Origin of the sequence: Paenibacillus sp. RC67 (genome assembly GCF_030020805.1) — a bacterium.
GTDB lineage: Bacteria > Bacillota > Bacilli > Paenibacillales > NBRC-103111 > Paenibacillus_S.
Genome location: NZ_CP125098.1, coordinates 7,422,683 through 7,440,911 on the forward strand (window position 1 = coordinate 7,422,683; position 18,229 = coordinate 7,440,911).

Below are 18,229 nucleotides of genomic sequence, written 5' to 3' on the forward strand. Positions count from 1 at the left end.
AAGCCGGCAGAAAATCAGACTTCCGTCCTGACTTCCTGTCGACTTTGGGTGATTCCAGCTCGCTTCGATTTGCTCCAATGGGTTAGTCTGAAGATAACGTTGGCGCATAATAAGCCAATTAACAGAAATGAAGTGCCCCCAACACAAACATTCCAAGCTATGCTGCCTACTGCAGCGATCAGACCGAAACCTACTTGACCGGAATAATTGCCTGGAGAAGTAGGCGGATCTGTAACCATGACAAAGCTCAAAAACAAGATCGCATTCAAAAATGGCGGTTGGTACAGCTCCATAACCTCGCCAAGGTGCAACAGACTAAGGATCAGCAAGAGAGCAAAATAAGTTCCCAAAAACACAAGCACTTGTGGGAATTTATTCACCTTATCCACTATCATGAACCCAATAATTATAACAATGGCTAAGCTCCAAACAGGGAGTTCAACTAAGCTCCCCCACCAATCCTGACCGCTGAAGAATAAGACAGAGGATAGAAGCAAACCCAAAGCCGCAGGATTAAACAATGGCTTTCTCTTCATACGAAGAACATGCTTGGAGATAATGGATAACGATGATGCAGCAGCGGCGATATACCAGAGCTCTTTATAGCTCAGAACAAGAGCAACGATAAGACCAGTAACGATAGCTCCGTCCGGAAGCGAAGGCTTCCGTTTTTGCAGCAGCACCGCGCATAGATCCGTTACAACGGCTGCAAGCACAGCAACTCCGGTATGTGTTAAGCCACCGATACCTGATGAAAGGGTGGCAACGGCAAGTAAGATAAGTAAAAGCAGCATGACATAGCCTTTGGGAGTACGCCATAGCGGCTGTTTTTTTCTATAGGGACGGTGTTCTGTAGTAGTAGATTGATCCATAAGCTGCTCCTCACATCCTAAGCTTGCGCTTTGCTCAAGGCTTCCATCACCGCAGCGATGAAATCCTCACTGCTGCGCGTCGCGCCGCTAACTGAATCAATATGAGCACTTTGCTGCTTTTTCACTTCGTCAGGCAATGAATCAATATAGCGTTGAGGGTACCGGGTGCTGCATTCGGCAATAATGACATTGGCGATTTGTCCCTTTTGGATTGTTACGTCAACCTTGACTGTGCCGAACCGATTCGTCCCTGAACCTGAGAATGTACCGTCCTTGTAGGTCAGGGCAGCTCCAGGTTTGGATGGGGTTGGAGATGGTGCTGAGGGTTGAACCGTGCTGCGCGGTTGATTATTTGCACTAGCATTAGGTTCCTTATGCTGGAGGCCTTCATCGATATGTCCAGGTCTTTTGGTTCTTCCACGCTCATGCCCTCCTTCACCTGTTATCCCCTGAAGAACCTCTGGCTTCTTCTTTATTGTCGGGGCTTCGGTTACTGAGGGATTTGCCGCCATTGTCTCCATGACGGAGGGAGCTCCTGCGGATACTGAATGATCATTAATAAAATAGCCGGAAGCATATACGATTCCTATTGCCGTCGAGCAAAGAGCAATCCACTTTTTTCCCATACGTTCCATCGGTAACACTCCTCGTGCTTTGCTGCTTCTACTATAAAACAGTAAAGTGAAAGTAAAATGAAAAGTTGCTACCGCATTTCTTTAGTCTGGTTTCGATGGAAAATAACCTCGAAGCAACTTCCCTCTTCCTCCTTGCTTGTTACTCTCACAGCTGCCCGGTGTACCTTTATAATTTCGGAGGCAATCGACAACCCTAGACCCGCTCCACCACTTTCGCGCGAGCGGGCTTTATCTACCCGATAAAATCGGTCAAAAATAAGATGCAGCTCATTCTCAGGAATACCTATCCCCGTATCATTAACACGAAGAGTCACTGCTTTATCCTCCTGAATACAGGAAACGGTGACCTCTCCTCCAGACGGAGTATACTTAATAGCATTGTCCAATAAAATATAGATCAGTTGACGCAGTTGGTCCTCATCCCCTGAAATGTACGCGACAGAAGTTTCAGCAGACGGTTCAGCGTTTCGCAGCTCGATTCCCTGTTTTTGCGCAATGGCGTACATGGATCGTACGGTGTCAACACAAAGCTCGCTTAAATTGATGTGCTCTTTTTGATACGTCCAAGACTGCGAATCGCTTCGGGCAAGAAGAAGCAGTGACTCTACCAAGCGGGTCATTCTCTGAACTTCATCCTTCAACCCATCCAGTATGTGCTGTTCGAACGGAGGCAGGCTTGATTTGAAGTCCGATAGCAGCTCAACAGAAGAATGCATGACACTTAGAGGCGTCCTGAGCTCATGGGAAGCATTGGCTGTGAACTCCACCTGTTTGAAATAGGAATTTTTAATAGGGCCCATCGCTCTCCCTGCAAACAAGTACCCTCCAGCACAGGCGATCGAAAGCAAGACGACAGAGAATAACAGCAACAGCCATTTCATTTGACTAAGCAGCCTTACATCTGAAGAAATATCAATAGCTGCCCAATAAGAACCCCCTGCATTCAAAGCTGAACTGCCGACAAGAAAATATTGTTTTTGGTCCCCATCCATTATTTCAAGTTTTTGTTTATTTATATACTGGCCTGCTTGGGCCCATTTCATCATTTGCTCCGTCATGGCGGTATACGTCGTCGTGGAGACGAACGTTTTTTTATCAGAGGATATAAGCATGACCAGCTCGTTAGATTGCAGGTATTGCCAATCGATACCTCTTGATTCCCGCTCTTTCTTTAAATCGCGACGCTCCTTATTGATTTCCTCAAGGCGATGCTCCCACTGACGGCTCGTTTTCTCTTGGATTTTGGTAAACTCAGCACGCTCATTTCTTTGGATCGTTTCCTGCAAAAAGAAGTAGTATGCTAACGTAACAAGAATTAATATCAACGCTAAAAAGCAGCCGAATACTACCGTTAGTCGCATTCTTGTTCGTTGGAACACATAGAGTCCTCCTTTATCATCAAGCGATAGCCGAATCCTCGCACATTATGAATCAGCTTATCCGGGAAAGGATCATCCAGCTTTTTACGTAAAAGTTTGATCGTTGCATCCACCGCATTCAAGGTTATTTCCGCATCCAATCCCCATACACGGTCGAGCAGCTGTTCCCTGCTTAAAACTTGCCCCTGATGATCGGCCAAAAAATCCAGCAGCTGGAATTCACGTCGCGACAAAGAAAGGACTACCCCACTTCGAATGACTTCGCGTCGGGTCTTATGAATGGCAAGCACATCGCCCAGGCTCATTTTCTCTCCTTCCCAATTCGTTTCTTTTCTTCGGAATAAAGCATGGATTCGTGCAATTAATTCTTCAAATGCAAAAGGCTTGATCAAATAATCGTCCGCACCGGCGTTCAATCCCTGCACACGATCTGTCACCGTATCCTTAGCGGTTAACATCAATACGGGAGTGAAATCCTTTCTCGACCTGGTTTCTTTGCACAGATCTATACCGCTCTTGCGAGGAAGCATCCAGTCGAATATATAAACATCAAAAGCGGACCTCGCCATAAAGGATTCGGCCATCCAGGCATCCTGTGCCCATTCGACCTGAAACAACTCTTTTTTCAGCTTGTATTGAACCAGTTCGCCAAGCTTTTTATCATCTTCTACCAATAAAATGTTCAAGGTTATCCTCCCTTATTTCTATTGTCCAATATTTAACGTATCTTATCGTCATATGATTTTTCAGCATGATTTCATTTTAGCATGATAGGATTATCAAAGATTTATTACATTTCACCCATGTCTGGAGGAGTGGATCTTGTCTAAACAAAATATATATAAGCAGTCTGCGCTTGCCATGGGAACCTCTGTACATTTGGAAATTGTCTCTGCTCAACCGAGATCGATCGTGTTCTCCCGAATGGATCAGGTTTGGCGCATATTTCGGCAAGTAGAGACCAGCTGCAGCCGATTCGCCTGTGATAGCGAGCTAAGCCTATTGTCCATGCAAACGGGAATATGGGTAAACGTAAGCGATACGCTATTCGAGCTGATTCGTTTTGCTCTTCAAGTAGCTGAAATGACAGACGGGAACTTTGATCCTACAGTGGGTCATGCTATGGCGTCATTAGGCTTTAAATATCATTATTTGACAAGACAACCGATTCTGGATGACGGACATGAGCTAGAAACAGCCGTATCCTTTCGAGATGTTCAGCTGGATGAACGAACCCGGTCCGTTATGCTTACCAAACCAATCAGGCTCGATTTGGGAGCTGTAGCCAAAGGCTTTGCCGTAGACCTGGCCACCAATGAGCTTCAATCCTTCGAAGGATTTCTGATAGAGGCCGGAGGCGATGTATACGCCGGAGGATTGAACTCGAACCGAGAGCCCTGGCTGATCGGTATCCAGCATCCTTTACATCCTGAATCCCTTATGGGTTCGATCCGGCTGTCCAATGCCGCCGTCTGTACCTCAGGAGGATACGAACGAAAAAGCACCATCGTAACCAATGAGCATCACTTGCTAATTCCTCAAACAGGACTTAGCCAGAAAAACGTTCTCAGTTGTTCTGTCATCGCCCCATATGCCATGCTGGCCGACGCCTTTTCCACGGCTGCCTATATTCTCGGACCCCAGGAAGGATTGAAGCTGCTGAAATCAACGGAGCTCGAAGGATTATGGGTGCTGCCTTCCACTGAGCTGCAACGAACCGATAATTTCCAATTACTGTAAGAGCCCCCTTCGTTCAATAACAAAAAACCGACATGGACAATGTCAGTTTCTCGGCTAAGCTCATTTCATTAATTATGATAAACAAGTTGTCCGCCGTAGTGACCTGTCAGCACGATAAATACCAGTCCCGTTATAGATGCCAATATTTCAATAATGCGAATATAGCGAATGGACACAAATCGAGAGATGATGTTGATACCTACAACAATTGCAAACAATATCATAGAATACATCGCCATATTCTCGTGCTGATGAATCATGGGGCGTGTTGCTCCAAAATGAGAAAGGGCGAACTCTTCCCCTCCATCACCGGTCATATACGCAGCCACACCAGAAAACCAACCGATGGACAGCATAATAATAGCGGCCTTATCCAGCCACGCTTTTTTCCAGAAGGACAACCAGAGCAATACAGTCCCGAGGATTAGTAGAGCAATAGGAAAATGAACAATTAGCGGATGCAACGGGGTGTTCATGGATTACCTCCTCCATCATATGTTTCCTATAACCATACTCTTGAATTATGAAATTGAAGTGAAAATCCTAATGGGTATCACAAGAACTAGCTGTACCGTAAAAAAAACACCTCCTCATTCGATCAGACTGCCCGCTACGGGTCCCCTTGATCAACCTGAAAAAGTGCTTATTAGCTTCATACATAATTAGCTTGCTTAAACATCAGTCAGACAAACCGACATCCAGTCCATATTGATGCTTCAGATGCTCTGAAATCGATGTGAACCGGAAGCTCTTCACGATATCCTCCAGCTTAGCATGCGTTCCGCTCACATTATAATAATGAATGAAATGCTCCTTAAGCGGCAGATCCAGCTTATGCTCCTTCGCATCGATCTCTCTCGGATGAAGATAAACAATGGAGCTTTTACCTTGTCGGTTAGCCGATCGAATCGCAGATTTAATCACGAATTTAGGGAAAAAGCGGAAGTAGAAGCCTCCTGAGTATCCTACGTTTTTACCAGATACCTTCATCACTGACATCGGAACTTCATAAATACCTAATTCTCTTCCGTTAACCTGAGGCTTATGAATGACCGTTGGGGCCGTGGGAATGCCGTATAAAAAGGTTTTGACCGGAAAAATACTGGCATCGTATTTCATCCCCAGTTCTTCAAGCGCCTGCAGATAGTGCAGATTGCTCTCTACAATAGACCATGAGGGGGCGCGATAACCCAAAACTGGTGTACCCGTTAAATGCTCCAATATATCGACAGACTTTTTCACATCAGCTTTAAATTCATCGTAGGTTTGTTTGTAAGCCAGCTCGTGTCCGTAACCGTGAGACGCCACATCGTGTCCTTCCTTCGCAATCGCTTTGACGATATCCGGGTAGTTCTCACCGATACATCCAAGCACGAAAAAGGTTGCTTTGCAGCCGGCATCGCTGCATAACTGTAATAACCCATCCATATGAGCTCTGAAATTAGAGCCTTTGCTCGTATCTGGTGTCATGTTATCGTAATTAGCGTGAAACCATTCCTCGATATCAAAGGTGAGCATATTGCTAATGCGACTGTCCTTGATTTGAGCATGAGACCCGCTAATGCTATTAGCTTCTTTAATCAATTTTTTTGACTCCTTTGATCGCGAACGAAGTGCAGAACATGCTGGACAGTTGGCCTTCTCCGCTGCTCTGGCTTACGAACTTGAAAGGATGGTGAAGCTTTAAAAATTGTATATTTTCAAACCCATGCTGAATAAAGAGCTTTTTCAGCTCATCCATCGCATACATTTGATCGAATTTCTTGCTTTTTTCGAACAAGCGAAGCACCTTTCTTTGGATGGAGCCTTTGTGCAAAGTCTCTATAAGCAGCGTCCCGCCCGGCTTAGTCACCCTTGCAAGCTCCCGAATGACGGATTTATATTGTTCGATTAATTGAATGACACCGATACATAGCACCACATCGAACTTGTTATTCTCAAACCGCAGCGCGGTCAAATCGTCCGTCATTGTTTTCAACCCGCGAGCCGCCGCAAACTCCAGACTTTTCTCGGAGAAATCGACGCCATACACGGTATTATCCTTAACCAAAGGCTCGCTGAAGGCTCCTACTCCGCAGCCAGCGTCCAGTATTTGCTTTCCGCGGCAGTCTCCAAGCCAACGCAACGTATGATCTCTTTGCATGAAAAAGCTTTCCTCATTGAAGTAATCGGACGATTTGACTGATGCTCCGTGCGTCTCTGCCTTGTTATCGAAGTACTGCTTCCAATTCAATTGACTCATTATTTTTACATCCTCCGATGGGAAATCCATATAATGTCGAGAAACCTTCAAATCAGAAAATGTATGAGGTACTCCGGTAGGGCATCCCCCTCCGGCCGCTGTTGTTATAGGAAAATTTTTTTCTTTTTATCGGTAATTTCCCAATAACAAAGGCGGACGCTATCGCTCCTCCAAGGGATACCCTACCTTCGTTCATCACATTATCTAAATGAAGATTTTTGAAAAGCGCTAAGCGTATCCTTCCGTAGCAAGCTTTCCTCCGGAAAGCTAAGCATAAGCTTCCGATGCAAGCTTTTCTTCGAAAAGCTCTAAGGCAATATATACTTCATCAATCGTTTGCCTGCGCTATCGGTAATAAAGGAAGGGGCGATCTTCCAAAGCTCCACAAACAAATGCAAACTTTGCTTGTCCGGTGCGCCAGTTGATTGACTGCTGCCATTATACACGAGGTATTTGAGCTGCTCCGGCTTGGCACCCCATTGTTCTTTGTATTTGTACGTTCCCGAGCCGGTCTGAGAGCGACCCAGGTCCAGATAATTCAGTCCACTTCGTATGCCAAATCTTACAGCCTCCCAGTACATGAAATTATTCAAGTACTTGCTGTTGTATTCAATAAGATTCGCGCCATACGGATAATAAAGCGTTGCATTGCTCGGGCTTTTTAATAAGAGCATTCCCCCTACAACTTCCCCTGTCTGCTGATCCAGCACGGAGAGCAGGAACGCATGATCCGGCAGCAGCTCGAAGAACCGTCGAAAGAAGGAAATATCCGGGGCAGGAGAGCCGAGCTGCTTCATTCTTTTGACATATACTTTGTAGAAGCGGTCCAAATAGCCGACATCGAAGGAAACGGTAAACCAATTATTTTTATAGGCTTTGCGTACATGATTTCGATTACTTCTCGATGACAAGGAGAGCACACTCTCTTCATCCTCCGTTAACGGAAGAAGGAAAGTATGATGCTGAAGACTCCGGTGCCATTCGGGCTGCTCGGTGTCCTGATCTTTGAGACGCAGTTCCACATAGCTCAGTTTGAACCGCTCCTTTAAATCCTTCATGGCATTGATCGCAAAGCTTCTTGCTTCTTCGCTATCCGTACAAATGTCCATATAATTAACAAAAGGAAGCGACGCGCCTACTTTCTTCATCGCTAGACTACGACCGACAACGAGCGGAATGATTCCGCAAATACGATTATCACTGTTAACAATGGCATGATAAAGGCATTGATAACCAAAGGAGCTGATCAAAATTTGTCTAAAAGCCGAAGTATGAAATACCGTTCCCCTTTTATGCGCGAATAGATCCCATTCATCCTTTAAGGCTTCGGTATAAGCAATACAACTGTACATTAGCGGTTATCCTTTCAGCCAAAAAATGACGCCGATCAAAATAAAGACACATCCGGACCATTTCATCATGCTGATTTGCTCATGAAACACCAGAATCGACACAGCGATCAACAAAATATACTGGATGCTGGACACGAACGTGACGTAGCTTAGGTCAAACTGGGAAAGGCAATAAATCCACAAAAAGGCAGCTAGCGCATACAAAACAAAGCCCAATACGATAAGCGGCGATGACAAGTATCCCAATAGAATCGATAGCAGACCTGAATCAAAGCTAACTGCTCTGCTTCCTATCTTGAGCAGCGTACTCGCCGCTACGGTCATCGTTACACTTCCAAACAGCATGACGTATTTAATAATAATTACCCCTCGTTCATTTTCTTTTCGAGCTCTTCCAGCTTCAGCTTCGTTAAACCGAGCTCCTGTGTGAGAACTTTATTATGCATTTTCAGTCCCGATATGCTGACGCTCATATTTAAGAGCAGCAAAAATGCGCACACGATCAAGATGGCAAAAAACGCCGATGGAGCATAGTACACCCCGATTAAGGTAGAGAACCAATCCATTAAGTCCGTGAATACTGACATCACGAGCGTAAACAAACCGATAAAGAACCACACCAGAGAATATTTTTCTTTGATCATCCTGGCCCTTACCATAAGGAATACGGAGATAATAACGATAAGACTGAATACGATCCCCATCAACTGAAAGCTGTATAAATGATATCCGCCGTCCATGCTATCACCACCTCGTCCTTGTATAGGAGAAAAAGATGGATAAAATCACTTTAGCCATATAATACGGGCTCTTAATAGGAGTAATAGAAGACGCACCATGCTCCCGCTCCCGCATTTCAACACCAACCTCGCTAATTCGAAGGCCATGTTTTTTCAATAAAATAATGGCGTCCGGTTCCGGATAATCATCTGGATAATATTTGCGCAGCAGCTCTATGCTTTTGCTATTGTACATCCTAAATCCTGAAGTACTGTCGGTCACCTTGGTTTGAATCATCATGCGGAAAAGCAGATAGAACACCTTAATTCCAAGTCTACGGGACCAAGTCGTTCGAAAAGATTGAATGTCCAGAAATCTGGAGCCGATGACCATATCACTTCCGCTTCGCAGCATCGCGTCATACAGCTTCTCAACTTCCTTGGCAATATGCTGCCCATCGCCATCGATCTGCACCATATAGTCATAGCCTCTAGTGTGAGCGTATTTGAATCCGGTTTGCACCGCTCCACCAATCCCTAGGTTGAATGGAAGATCAACTACCTTGACCCCTTCCGCCTGCCTAGCTGCAAATGAGGTGTTATCATTCGAGCAATCGTTAATGACTAAAATATCGGAATAAGGGATGCTTTCGCGGATGTCCCTTATCACTTTTAATATATTGTTCTGTTCATTAAATGCCGGAATCACTATTAACACTTTTCCTTGTCCCATAACGGCTCAGCTTCCCCGCATATTTTTTGGCAATAAAATAAAGACCGTAAATGATTCTTTCTGCTCCGTAGCCTGCTGCAATGGCGATAAAAGGAATAGCAGGCGCCCTATATCGATACATGAAGTCAATAAAGATGAGGATACAGAAAATAAAAATAGCCAATGCCGACAGCCAAATAATCGATGCCTTCCTGAACGTCCCATTCACAATAGCCGCGACCGTTCCTGTCAAAAAGAACAATGTCGGAAGCAAGTGTATCGCCAGCACTTTAATACCATGCAAGCTGGTGACATTCGTCTCCCATACCCATCTGCCGAGAAAGGCAATAACTCTCTTGCCGTAGACAATGGAAATATGATCCCAATTGTTAATCAAAAAGCTTAGTATCAAGCTGTTAAAAATATTAATATCGTAGTTTGGTTTGAAATAATGGTCGTGAGGTGTCGCTTTGTCATAAATCCAGCCTTTAGCGTAAACATTATAAAGTACCTTTTTTGCATTAAATTGAAGTGATGTAATGAGAGGATCCAATGTATTTCCGGAAAACAAGTAGATGCACACCGCGATAACCGCAATGCCGCAGCCTCCGAGAACGTATCTGTACTTTTTTAATAGACCAAGCAATGTTTTTCTATTGGTCCTGATGACGATATAGAGCAAGATAAAGCCTATCAAAACGATACCGGTCGGCCGGAAGACAAGCATGTACAGAGATGAAATGACAAAAAGAATTTTATATATTCGTTTATTGGATTCATATACTTTAAGGAGGAGAAAAATACATAAAAGCAAGAGACTGATGAAAAAACTGTCTGAAAGGATATACATCGACCAAAGCGTGACTTCCCAAGCGTCGTAATAAAAGTAGGAAGCTATGATCGCAGCGGTTCTATTAAAAAGCATGCGTGTAATTTTAAATACAAGGATGACACTTAAGCCTGCAGTAACCGCCTGTATAAAAACAATTTTAGTGGGGTCCTTGAACAAAGCAAGAAGCAGGGTAATCAATAAGTTATAGCCCAAATACAATATATCATTCATTGATGTGCCGATTGTAAAATGAGTCATTAAAGCGTTTGCATAGTCGATATACCATTGGCTATCTTCTGACTGAGGAAGGCCCTGACCGGAACGTAAAATCCAGAAATAGTAGCTCAAAATTTGATCAAGCGCCAGAATCACAAGTGGAATCGTGAAAATAAAATCTCGATCCTTGTATTTGTGATATATACGAACAAGTAGGGACAATTGTACACCGCTCCAAATTTTTTATGAATTGTTATCATGTCTTACCGAGCTAAAAAACATATTGGACCGCCTTATAACGTGAACATTACATCATCAATGCCGTGTCATCACCTCGAAGTCGTTTTGCAATATTCCGTACGAGACTATTTTCTCTAAAACCCGTTTTGATGCACCCCTTGTGAATAATGAAATGAATCGATAATCTTTTCGACGTATCTCAACAATTTTCCTGCCGTTTTTTTGGCTCGCAATTATAAAAAAATGGTTAAATTTTTAAATTCTATTATTGTTGCCAGTGGGTTGCATTCAAAATTGAAAGTCTCTAACGTAAGCTGATACTCCTCCCCTACATTGTAGTGAGTGTTGTCATTAGTTTTGTCATGTGACAAAGCCCAATGATTCCTAAATTCCTAATAAAAAACAGCCTAGAGCATTAAAAATCATGCTTTAGACTGCATTGGATACGGTTATTATTCTTTTCTTGTTTCTACATCCTTCGGCTCCAGATAAAAGGCAACGCCATCACTTTCATTTACGGCTTTGACGATCATCCCGTGGTGCTCTGCGATTTGTTTCACGATGGCAAGACCAAGCCCGAATTGACCATCTCCACCTGTCCTGAAAGGCTCGAAGAGACTTTCTGCTATCGCTTCATCCAGCGGCGGTCCATCATTGCCGATCCGCACTATAGAGAGAGAACTTCTTGTTTCGCTTGGCTTAGCACTGATCTGAATACGTCTTGCCGCATATCTGAGCTGGTTGTCCAATATATTTTCCAACGCAACCTTCCACTGCTCTGCATCACCCGTCAATTGAATTTGAGGCACAAGTTCCAGTTCCCATTCAATTTCCGGCCGACGATAACGCAACCTTTCCACTGCGTCTTCTATGACACTATTAAATTCAAACGGTTGAAACGGTTTGTCGCGAGAGGTTAAATAGTTCAATTTATTGAGCAGTAGCAGGTCCCGAATTCGCTTCTCCAGACGTTCTCCTTCTTTGATAATGACACTGACGCTTTCATTTAAGCTGCCTTTCGGAAAAATGCCGTCCAAGATGGATTGCGCATAGCTCTGAATGACCATAACGGGTGTTTTGAGCTCATGCGAGGTATGCTGCAGAAAAAATTGCTGTGCCTTATCCTGCCGGACCAGACGCTGCCGCATCGATTCGATCGCTTTAGCCAGACGGCCGATTTCGTCCTTGCGCTTAGTTTCAAACGGCATATGCCAGTCCCGTTCAGCCAGCCTCCCGACATGCCGTTCCATCTGAACGAGCGGACGCGTGAAATAACGGGCCAAACCCACACAAGGCAGCCAGCTTATCACGATCAAACCAACCATAAGCAGCATTAGCCTGAAGAACATCGTCATGACAAGATCGTTGCGGTAATTACCGGAGGCATAGGAGACAAGATAATTCGGCTCATTTTGTACAATTTCCTTACGAATGACATAGAAGATGCTGTTGTTATCGATACTACGCGTATATTTCATCAAGGGAACCGCTTGGGTGAGGGCATCCTGCTCCATGGCCTGTACGAAAGGCTTGGTTACGGCATCGGCCGATATAGTTAACGTCGGTTGAGCCATTTCGCTTGATGTTGTCGCTCCGCTGATCATAAAGTGTTGAATAGCAGGCCCTTCCGGGGCACTAATGCGAGTCCCTATCGTTAAAGTTGCCATTTTGTCAGGTTCGACTTGCTTCTCAGCAATGCTATCTTTGGAAATGAGGGTAACGCTGGCCATAGGCACAGCTTGTGCTTCCGCCATGATTTGGGGAAGCGCCGGTTTTTCTATTCGGACAGCCGGAACCGCTAATGTATTTTGCTCCATTTGAATCCCGCTCTGTGCATCAAGCAAAATATCATAAACCTGTTGAGTAAAAAAACCTTTCAACGTCCATGGCAGCAGGATAGCAAGCAGCCCAAAAATAAACAAGGTTAATGCTGCAAAAGCACCCCATAGCTTGACCGCAAGCGGCCATTGTCCCATTCTAAGCCTCATGCTCTCACCATCCTATACCCGAAGCCATACACGGTTTCCAATCGCAGCTCCGGCAGCTTACGGCGCAGCCTGCGCACCAAATCATCTACGACGCGGTCTGAGCCGTAGTAGTCCACTCCCCAGACGGCATTTAACACCTGTTCCCGACCGAGAATTTGCCCGCTATGGCTGACAAAAAAGACAAGCAGCTCGAATTCCTTGCTCGTTAGTTCCAGCTTGCTCCCATCACCATCCGTAACAATGCGCGCTTGTTCATCAATCAGATATGGGGCAGCGGAGAGCTTACTGCGGCGCTCAAAAGCAGCAGCGCTTGCTGTGGGGCCGCCATAGACCCGCTCCAGCAGCTTGCGTGTCCGGATAACGAGTTCGCGCGGCAGAAAGGGCTTGGCTAAATAATCATCGCTGCCTAGCTCCAGTCCGACGATGCGATCGATATCGGCATCACGGGCTGATATGAATATAACCGGTTGGGACGGAAGCTCAGCTTTAATTTCACGCATCAGCTGATATCCGTCTATGCCAGGGAGCATGATATCGAGGACCCACAAGTCCGGTCGCTCCGCTATCGCCGCTTGAGCCGATGTCCCATCACGGAACGAACGCACTTGCCACCCCTCTTTCTCTAAATAAGCGGCCAGCACACCGTTCAAATGCTCCTCGTCTTCTACTAAATAGATTTGATACATGGAAGCTTTCCTCCTGTGGTCCCTCACTATAGGAAAAGGCGGAGCCGTTTCGCTAATGCGCCCCGGTTCCACCCTGTTATTATAAGACTTTCCTTTTCAAGGCTACTTATTTGCTGGATTCATCCCCCTGGGTAGGTTGAACGGTATCAGCTTCTATTTCTTTTGCTAGTTTACGAAGATTATCGGTATCTTGCTTATAATCCTTCAACAGCTCAGGCAGCAAGCTTCGAATTGTCGTTGCATCCTCTGCATCAACAGCTTCAGCAAGCTTTTGTTGGCGTTTGAAAGATTCCGGCAGTTCAACTTTCATTATATCACTCGCATCTTTCACCTCAACTGGAACTGCTTGGGTAATATTTTTCATTACTGCGCCCTCTTTGGAAATCTGAACACGTGCTGCCTCAGCCTTGTCGGACGAAGAAGCCTCATTTTGTTTTTCTGTCTCTGTATTCTCCGGCATTGTAATTTGATACAATCTGAGCTGTTTTGCAGAATCTCCGGCCTCGGCACCCTTCACACTGATGCTATCCGCGCTTTTCGTAATCGTTACGCTATTCATGACTTTCGGCTTAGGCATCTCGCTTTCGACCTGCTTGCGTTCGTCAAGCGCCTGCTTCCACTCTCCTAGCGACTCTGGAGTATAAGTAGTTGCCAACAGCTTCAAATAGTTCCGCTGTAAAGCGGGCTGAAGCAGCATGTTCGAGCTACCTCCAAAAGCAAAGGACGATGAGATTTTAACTGCAGGCTGTGCAACTACCGTAGCCATTTGGGCCTCTTTCTGGTCTGTGTTATCAGCAGCAAATGCACTTCCTGTACCTCCGATAGCCATTGTAAGCATAGCGGCGACCAGACTAGTATGAGTTAAACGGCGTTTCCATTGATTTGTTTTCATGATTGAAAACTCCTTCCGGTTTATGTGTTTTAAGGAATGTGTCTTCCTTACACACTTAATGTACCGAAAGATTATGGACATGTTATCGTAACATTATGGGAAATTATGTGTTAAGCCTGTAGAAGGACTTAAATTTGGTTTCACAGTACACAGAAGGGAAGGGGACTTTAATGAAGCATTTTTGAGGAACTCTAATTAGGCCGTTTACCCATATCGAGTTAGAAGCCGCGTGCACTATCAAGGTTAATTTAATTCATATCACCTAAATAACAAGCTTCTATTATATTGTTCTTTAAAATTTTACCAAGCGGCTTTGGATACAATCTAATTTCATCAATGTCTTTCATTTCAATCCATTCAACGCCCACCTGGGCTTCATCAGGATTCGCACCGTTAGTAATTGTTGAATCGCTGGATGCTAATGAGCATTTAAAATAAAATTCGACCTGATGAACTTCGGCATCCCATGAAGCGAACTCATGATTTTTCCCGATATATTCCCGCACGTAGACTAGATCATGAACTACCACGCTTTCGCCGATCTCCTCTAAGCATTCTCTTAGGACGGCATCCTTCAATTCTTCTCCATGGTCTTGTCCGCCACCCGGAAATAAATAAAAGAATCCTGCATCATCCTTGTTTTTGGTTAATAACACTTTGCCATCTTCGACTATGATTGCTTTAGCGGAATTTCTTATTGGTTTCATGTGTCCTCCTAATTATTAAAAGATATAGGAAGTATATTTTACCATAACAAATAATAATTGGAAGACAAATCAAATTCGACACCTATCTCAGTCCCGCTTTTCGCGCAATAAAACAAGCAGGCCCACAAAGCTCCTGCTCATTTGATTTGTTATTTAACTACCGCTATCGGTTCCTCTGCCGTATAGCGGCGACCTGAAACAAGATTACTGAGTAAAGGTGACTTTGAAATCTTGCTGCCACAATATCCGCTCACCGATTTTTATTACAGCTCTAAGATCATTTCCCCCTTGCTTCAACTGCTTTACAGCATTTAACTGATACAAAGCCTGATCCGTTCGAAGCGGTGCAACCCATTCAACCCCAGCCTGAACGGCAGTATCATAAGTCCCCCCGCGGTCTTCGACCACTAGCTTCGGACGATCTTCGTTAGCGTCGGACTTGAGCAGCTGCGTATTATCAACCAAGGATGCGCTTATTTTCAACTTCTCTTTGTCTATAGAGTAAGGAATGTCAGGTGCAGCGACGTTATAGGCTTGAAGCCAAAAGGCAATGTCTGAGCCATTCTCGGAAATCAGGGAGCCGAACAGCGTCCGAATATCAGCAGTATCCAAGTAAAGCTCGTCTGCCACTCGCACTGGCGCTTTGGTTAGTTTCACGGAGCGACTATCAGCTCCTTGCCACAACGTGGTTGCGGTATTTGATTCTGGTTTAACCCGGAACGCATACCCCATTTTACTTGTAAAAGTAAAGCTGCCATCCGAATCATTGAGAGTGTAACGGAAGCCTTCAGAAAGAAACGGAAGCGAGACAAACCAAGTACTATCCTTTCTGTAGCCGACCTTCCGATCCTGGATCAGGAGCTCATCCCCACTTATCCGTGCGCTATTGTAATATTGCGTGTAAAACGATAGCTGTATTGCTTGTTCGGTTCCGGGCTGCACAATGCGATCCGTATATGGGTTAAGTGAAAACCATGTTTTCCCAACATAGGAATCGACCTGATACCAGCGATTTCCCTGCTTATCGTCCCAATAAAGCGATGGGTGAACGACCTGCGGAGACAATTGAGCAAATTTGTACCAAATGCCTGATGTCGGATAGCTCATTAGCTCCGTATTAGCATTTAATTGAATGGTTACCAGAGTTGGCTTGGCGTCGATCGGATCAGCAAATTGCTTGTTGATCCAGCCTTCTCCCGACGAAGTATGTACGTGATACCAAACCGGATTGTCAGAAGTGTACCAATAATTATTATGATCAATCTGTTCGAAAGACTCCACGGTCTGAGGGTCAAGTATGGCTATTTCATCACCGTAAGGATACGGATTGACGAACAATGTCGTTCGCGTTTCGAGCTGAATAGGTTCCTTTTTTTCGGTAATCTTCATGCCGCGCGACGGAAGCCATTGCGGTCCTTTATCCGTTTCCACCTTATACAGGGCGTCAAAAAACGGTGAGACAAATTCGCCTGCTACATGTGAAATAACATTTTGTAAACCGCCCTCATTTAAAAAGTATGCTTCTCGTCTAGTTCATGTACATTCCCTATTCGATTAAGCGGTATTCGTATCCATTGATCACCGAGCCAAGTCGTATGAATTTGTAGCCACTTCATTGTATTATCGTCGTACCCATTCGCAGCGAACCATTGCTTTTGCGAGCCGACAACGTCTACGTCTTGTGGCGACAGTATTGCAGTAGGCTCCTCGTCCGCTTCAGGATTTGCATAAATCGGTGTATTTTCCAAAAGGGATACCGACTTCGGCGGCGGCACATCTAAATTTTTGGACTGCACGTTGATCCACTTGTCGCCGAACTTGGTATGAATCTTCCACCAGTTATACTGACTCGACCATGGCATACCTCCAATAACGACCTGAACCACCTGCGGAGCCAAAACTCCTTCCGGTGGTCCTCCTGAATTTTCATACTTGTCATAGTATGGCGTATTCGCGAGCAACGTAATTTCTGACGGTACCCGTCCCGATTCGGGCGTATCTGTAGGAAACATCTCCGCGTTCGCCGTGATGGATGTTACCATGAATGTTAGAAGGCTGAATATCGTTCCGATTAGCGCTTTCGTCCATCTCATTTGTTTCTCACTTCCTTTCATAATCATCTCTCGAATGGATAAAACTACCTAATTATACTCCGATTTCTTGCTAAAGTTTTCTCTACCGTATGGATTGAATCACACTAAACTTTAAACAAAGCAAAAAAAACTAGAATCCCGTTAAAGACTCTAGATAGGCTCAAAGTGTCATAGCCTGACCATACCTTGCCAAGAACGCTTCCTTTTCTTTATAATCCGGCATAATGCTTCCTACTCGTCTCCAAAATGATCGATCATGATTCATATGAGTGAGATGACACAGTTCATGGATCACTACATAATCTATAACTTCAATTGGAGCCATAGCTAAACGATAATTAAAAGTTATTATTTTATCCGAGCTGCAGCTTCCCCACTTGGTTTTAGACTCCTCGACCTCAATCGTTTTGGGTTTTACTTTCAGTTGTGTTTGATAAATTTTGACTCGTTCTCCTACAATCTTCTTACAGCTTGAGAAATAAAACTTCTTTAGACGTATTTTCAACTCTTCTTCATTTAATCCATCAGTCTCGATTAACTCATGAAGAAAATAATATTTTCCAAGATGAAGAAACTTTCCTTGATCTTGATAATCTCTTGTCTTTGGTGTTTCTCGAGCTTGAGCAATGAGATGTAATTTTTCCAAGATTCTTTCCCCATGCTGTTTCACAGCACTCATAACCACTTCCTTACTTGTATCATTAGGAGCTTTAACGGTTATGAAACCCATAGAATCGATTTGAATCGTAATCTTTTTTCTAATGCCATATACAACATTAAATTCAATCGTATTATTTTCAAACTCCATTTTCATCTGCATCGTTCCTATAAGGTTATTTATAAATCACAACAAAGAAGGGGATAGAGCTAGGGGCAAGGATGACTCCTTGTTTCCCTCTTCTCTTTCCCCTATTGTATCTGAAT

Annotated in this window: 20 protein-coding genes; 1 reads left to right on the plus strand and 19 read right to left on the minus strand. The window is 44.4% G+C overall.

Translation table 11 applies throughout. The features are described from left to right. Window positions 1–14 precede the first annotated feature (14 nt). The 4 genes from QMA13_RS33550 to QMA13_RS33565 form a co-directional block, all read right to left on the minus strand. Window positions 15–872, minus strand: a complete 858-nt coding sequence (locus tag QMA13_RS33550; RefSeq protein WP_282937946.1) for an RnfABCDGE type electron transport complex subunit D — start codon at window positions 870–872, stop codon at window positions 15–17. Between the two features lie 17 nt (window positions 873–889). Then, entirely contained in the window at window positions 890–1,507 is a 618-nt protein-coding gene (locus QMA13_RS33555) for an FMN-binding protein (RefSeq protein ID WP_282937947.1), read from the minus strand. 68 nt (window positions 1,508–1,575) lie between these two features. Beyond that, entirely contained in the window at window positions 1,576–2,886 is a 1,311-nt protein-coding gene (locus tag QMA13_RS33560) for a sensor histidine kinase (protein WP_282937948.1), read from the minus strand. Continuing rightward, entirely contained in the window at window positions 2,859–3,572 is a 714-nt protein-coding gene (locus tag QMA13_RS33565; RefSeq protein WP_282937949.1) for a response regulator transcription factor, read from the minus strand. The genes QMA13_RS33560 and QMA13_RS33565 overlap by 28 nt, the downstream gene beginning before the upstream one ends. Before the next feature lie 136 nt (window positions 3,573–3,708). Here QMA13_RS33565 and QMA13_RS33570 point away from each other — a divergent pair, with 136 nt between their 5' ends. After that, on the plus strand, window positions 3,709–4,626 hold the full coding sequence (locus QMA13_RS33570) for an FAD:protein FMN transferase (protein ID WP_282937950.1): 918 nt from the start codon (window positions 3,709–3,711) through the stop codon (window positions 4,624–4,626). A 68-nt stretch (window positions 4,627–4,694) separates the two neighbouring features. On the opposite strand, the gene QMA13_RS33575 is transcribed toward QMA13_RS33570, so the two are convergent. The 15 genes from QMA13_RS33575 to QMA13_RS33645 all read right to left on the minus strand — a co-directional run bounded on the left by QMA13_RS33575 (window position 4,695) and on the right by QMA13_RS33645 (window position 18,119). Continuing rightward, a complete protein-coding gene (locus QMA13_RS33575; RefSeq protein ID WP_282937951.1) occupies window positions 4,695–5,102 on the minus strand; it encodes a DUF2231 domain-containing protein in 408 nt (135 codons plus the stop codon). Window positions 5,103–5,304: 202 nt separating this feature from the next. Then, window positions 5,305–6,210, minus strand: a complete 906-nt coding sequence (locus tag QMA13_RS33580; RefSeq protein WP_282937952.1) for a polysaccharide deacetylase family protein — start codon at window positions 6,208–6,210, stop codon at window positions 5,305–5,307. Further along, window positions 6,203–6,868 carry a class I SAM-dependent methyltransferase gene (locus QMA13_RS33585; protein WP_282937953.1) on the minus strand — a complete coding sequence of 222 codons (666 nt, stop codon included), beginning with the start codon at window positions 6,866–6,868 and terminating at the stop codon, window positions 6,203–6,205. Before QMA13_RS33585 ends, QMA13_RS33580 begins: the two co-directional genes overlap by 8 nt. Window positions 6,869–7,176: 308 nt before the next feature. Further along, window positions 7,177–8,220 carry a GNAT family N-acetyltransferase gene (locus tag QMA13_RS33590; protein ID WP_282937954.1) on the minus strand — a complete coding sequence of 348 codons (1,044 nt, stop codon included), beginning with the start codon at window positions 8,218–8,220 and terminating at the stop codon, window positions 7,177–7,179. Between the two features lie 6 nt (window positions 8,221–8,226). Beyond that, window positions 8,227–8,565, minus strand: coding sequence for an EamA family transporter (locus QMA13_RS33595; protein ID WP_282937955.1), 339 nt, complete (start codon window positions 8,563–8,565; stop codon window positions 8,227–8,229). A 17-nt stretch (window positions 8,566–8,582) separates the two neighbouring features. Further along, window positions 8,583–8,960, minus strand: a complete 378-nt coding sequence (locus tag QMA13_RS33600) for a DUF2304 domain-containing protein (protein ID WP_028552177.1) — start codon at window positions 8,958–8,960, stop codon at window positions 8,583–8,585. 4 nt (window positions 8,961–8,964) lie between these two features. Further along, the gene (locus QMA13_RS33605) at window positions 8,965–9,657 is read right to left on the minus strand and encodes a glycosyltransferase family 2 protein (protein WP_282937956.1); all 693 of its coding nucleotides are present in this window, start codon (window positions 9,655–9,657) and stop codon (window positions 8,965–8,967) included. After that, window positions 9,632–10,921: a glycosyltransferase family 39 protein gene (locus QMA13_RS33610; protein WP_282937957.1), complete on the minus strand. Its 1,290-nt coding sequence runs from the start codon at window positions 10,919–10,921 to the stop codon at window positions 9,632–9,634. Before QMA13_RS33610 ends, QMA13_RS33605 begins: the two co-directional genes overlap by 26 nt. Window positions 10,922–11,391: 470 nt before the next feature. Then, window positions 11,392–12,927, minus strand: coding sequence for a sensor histidine kinase (locus tag QMA13_RS33615; RefSeq protein WP_282937958.1), 1,536 nt, complete (start codon window positions 12,925–12,927; stop codon window positions 11,392–11,394). Next, complete coding sequence (locus tag QMA13_RS33620) at window positions 12,924–13,613, minus strand: response regulator transcription factor (protein ID WP_282937959.1); 690 nt, start codon at window positions 13,611–13,613, stop codon at window positions 12,924–12,926. Before QMA13_RS33620 ends, QMA13_RS33615 begins: the two co-directional genes overlap by 4 nt. Window positions 13,614–13,719: 106 nt before the next feature. Continuing rightward, window positions 13,720–14,505 carry a hypothetical protein gene (locus QMA13_RS33625; protein WP_282937960.1) on the minus strand — a complete coding sequence of 262 codons (786 nt, stop codon included), beginning with the start codon at window positions 14,503–14,505 and terminating at the stop codon, window positions 13,720–13,722. 248 nt (window positions 14,506–14,753) lie between these two features. Beyond that, window positions 14,754–15,212 (minus strand): NUDIX domain-containing protein, encoded by a 459-nt coding sequence (locus QMA13_RS33630; protein WP_282937961.1) that lies wholly within the window; start codon window positions 15,210–15,212, stop codon window positions 14,754–14,756. Between the two features lie 204 nt (window positions 15,213–15,416). Further along, a complete protein-coding gene (locus QMA13_RS33635) occupies window positions 15,417–16,643 on the minus strand; it encodes a hypothetical protein (RefSeq protein ID WP_282937962.1) in 1,227 nt (408 codons plus the stop codon). Between the two features lie 77 nt (window positions 16,644–16,720). Next, window positions 16,721–17,305: a hypothetical protein gene (locus QMA13_RS33640; protein ID WP_282937963.1), complete on the minus strand. Its 585-nt coding sequence runs from the start codon at window positions 17,303–17,305 to the stop codon at window positions 16,721–16,723. Between the two features lie 160 nt (window positions 17,306–17,465). Continuing rightward, a complete protein-coding gene (locus tag QMA13_RS33645; protein ID WP_282937964.1) occupies window positions 17,466–18,119 on the minus strand; it encodes a M48 family metallopeptidase in 654 nt (217 codons plus the stop codon). Between the last annotated feature and the right edge of the window lie 110 nt (window positions 18,120–18,229).

What these genes read in the sequence shown, in the direction of transcription:
- QMA13_RS33640 (WP_282937963.1), bottom strand. Translation starts at nt 17,305, where the DNA reads ATGAGATGGACGAAAGCGCTAATCGGAACGATATTCAGCCTTCTAACA.
- QMA13_RS33550 (WP_282937946.1), bottom strand. Translation starts at nt 872, where the DNA reads ATGGATCAATCTACTACTACAGAACACCGTCCCTATAGAAAAAAACAG.
- QMA13_RS33625 (WP_282937960.1), bottom strand. Translation starts at nt 14,505, where the DNA reads ATGAAAACAAATCAATGGAAACGCCGTTTAACTCATACTAGTCTGGTC.
- QMA13_RS33620 (WP_282937959.1), bottom strand. Translation starts at nt 13,613, where the DNA reads ATGTATCAAATCTATTTAGTAGAAGACGAGGAGCATTTGAACGGTGTG.
- QMA13_RS33615 (WP_282937958.1), bottom strand. Translation starts at nt 12,927, where the DNA reads ATGAGGCTTAGAATGGGACAATGGCCGCTTGCGGTCAAGCTATGGGGT.
- QMA13_RS33645 (WP_282937964.1), bottom strand. Translation starts at nt 18,119, where the DNA reads ATGAAAATGGAGTTTGAAAATAATACGATTGAATTTAATGTTGTATAT.
- QMA13_RS33575 (WP_282937951.1), bottom strand. Translation starts at nt 5,102, where the DNA reads ATGAACACCCCGTTGCATCCGCTAATTGTTCATTTTCCTATTGCTCTA.
- QMA13_RS33595 (WP_282937955.1), bottom strand. Translation starts at nt 8,565, where the DNA reads ATGCTGTTTGGAAGTGTAACGATGACCGTAGCGGCGAGTACGCTGCTC.
- QMA13_RS33600 (WP_028552177.1), bottom strand. Translation starts at nt 8,960, where the DNA reads ATGGACGGCGGATATCATTTATACAGCTTTCAGTTGATGGGGATCGTA.
- QMA13_RS33590 (WP_282937954.1), bottom strand. Translation starts at nt 8,220, where the DNA reads ATGTACAGTTGTATTGCTTATACCGAAGCCTTAAAGGATGAATGGGAT.
- QMA13_RS33555 (WP_282937947.1), bottom strand. Translation starts at nt 1,507, where the DNA reads ATGGAACGTATGGGAAAAAAGTGGATTGCTCTTTGCTCGACGGCAATA.
- QMA13_RS33585 (WP_282937953.1), bottom strand. Translation starts at nt 6,868, where the DNA reads ATGAGTCAATTGAATTGGAAGCAGTACTTCGATAACAAGGCAGAGACG.
- QMA13_RS33630 (WP_282937961.1), bottom strand. Translation starts at nt 15,212, where the DNA reads ATGAAACCAATAAGAAATTCCGCTAAAGCAATCATAGTCGAAGATGGC.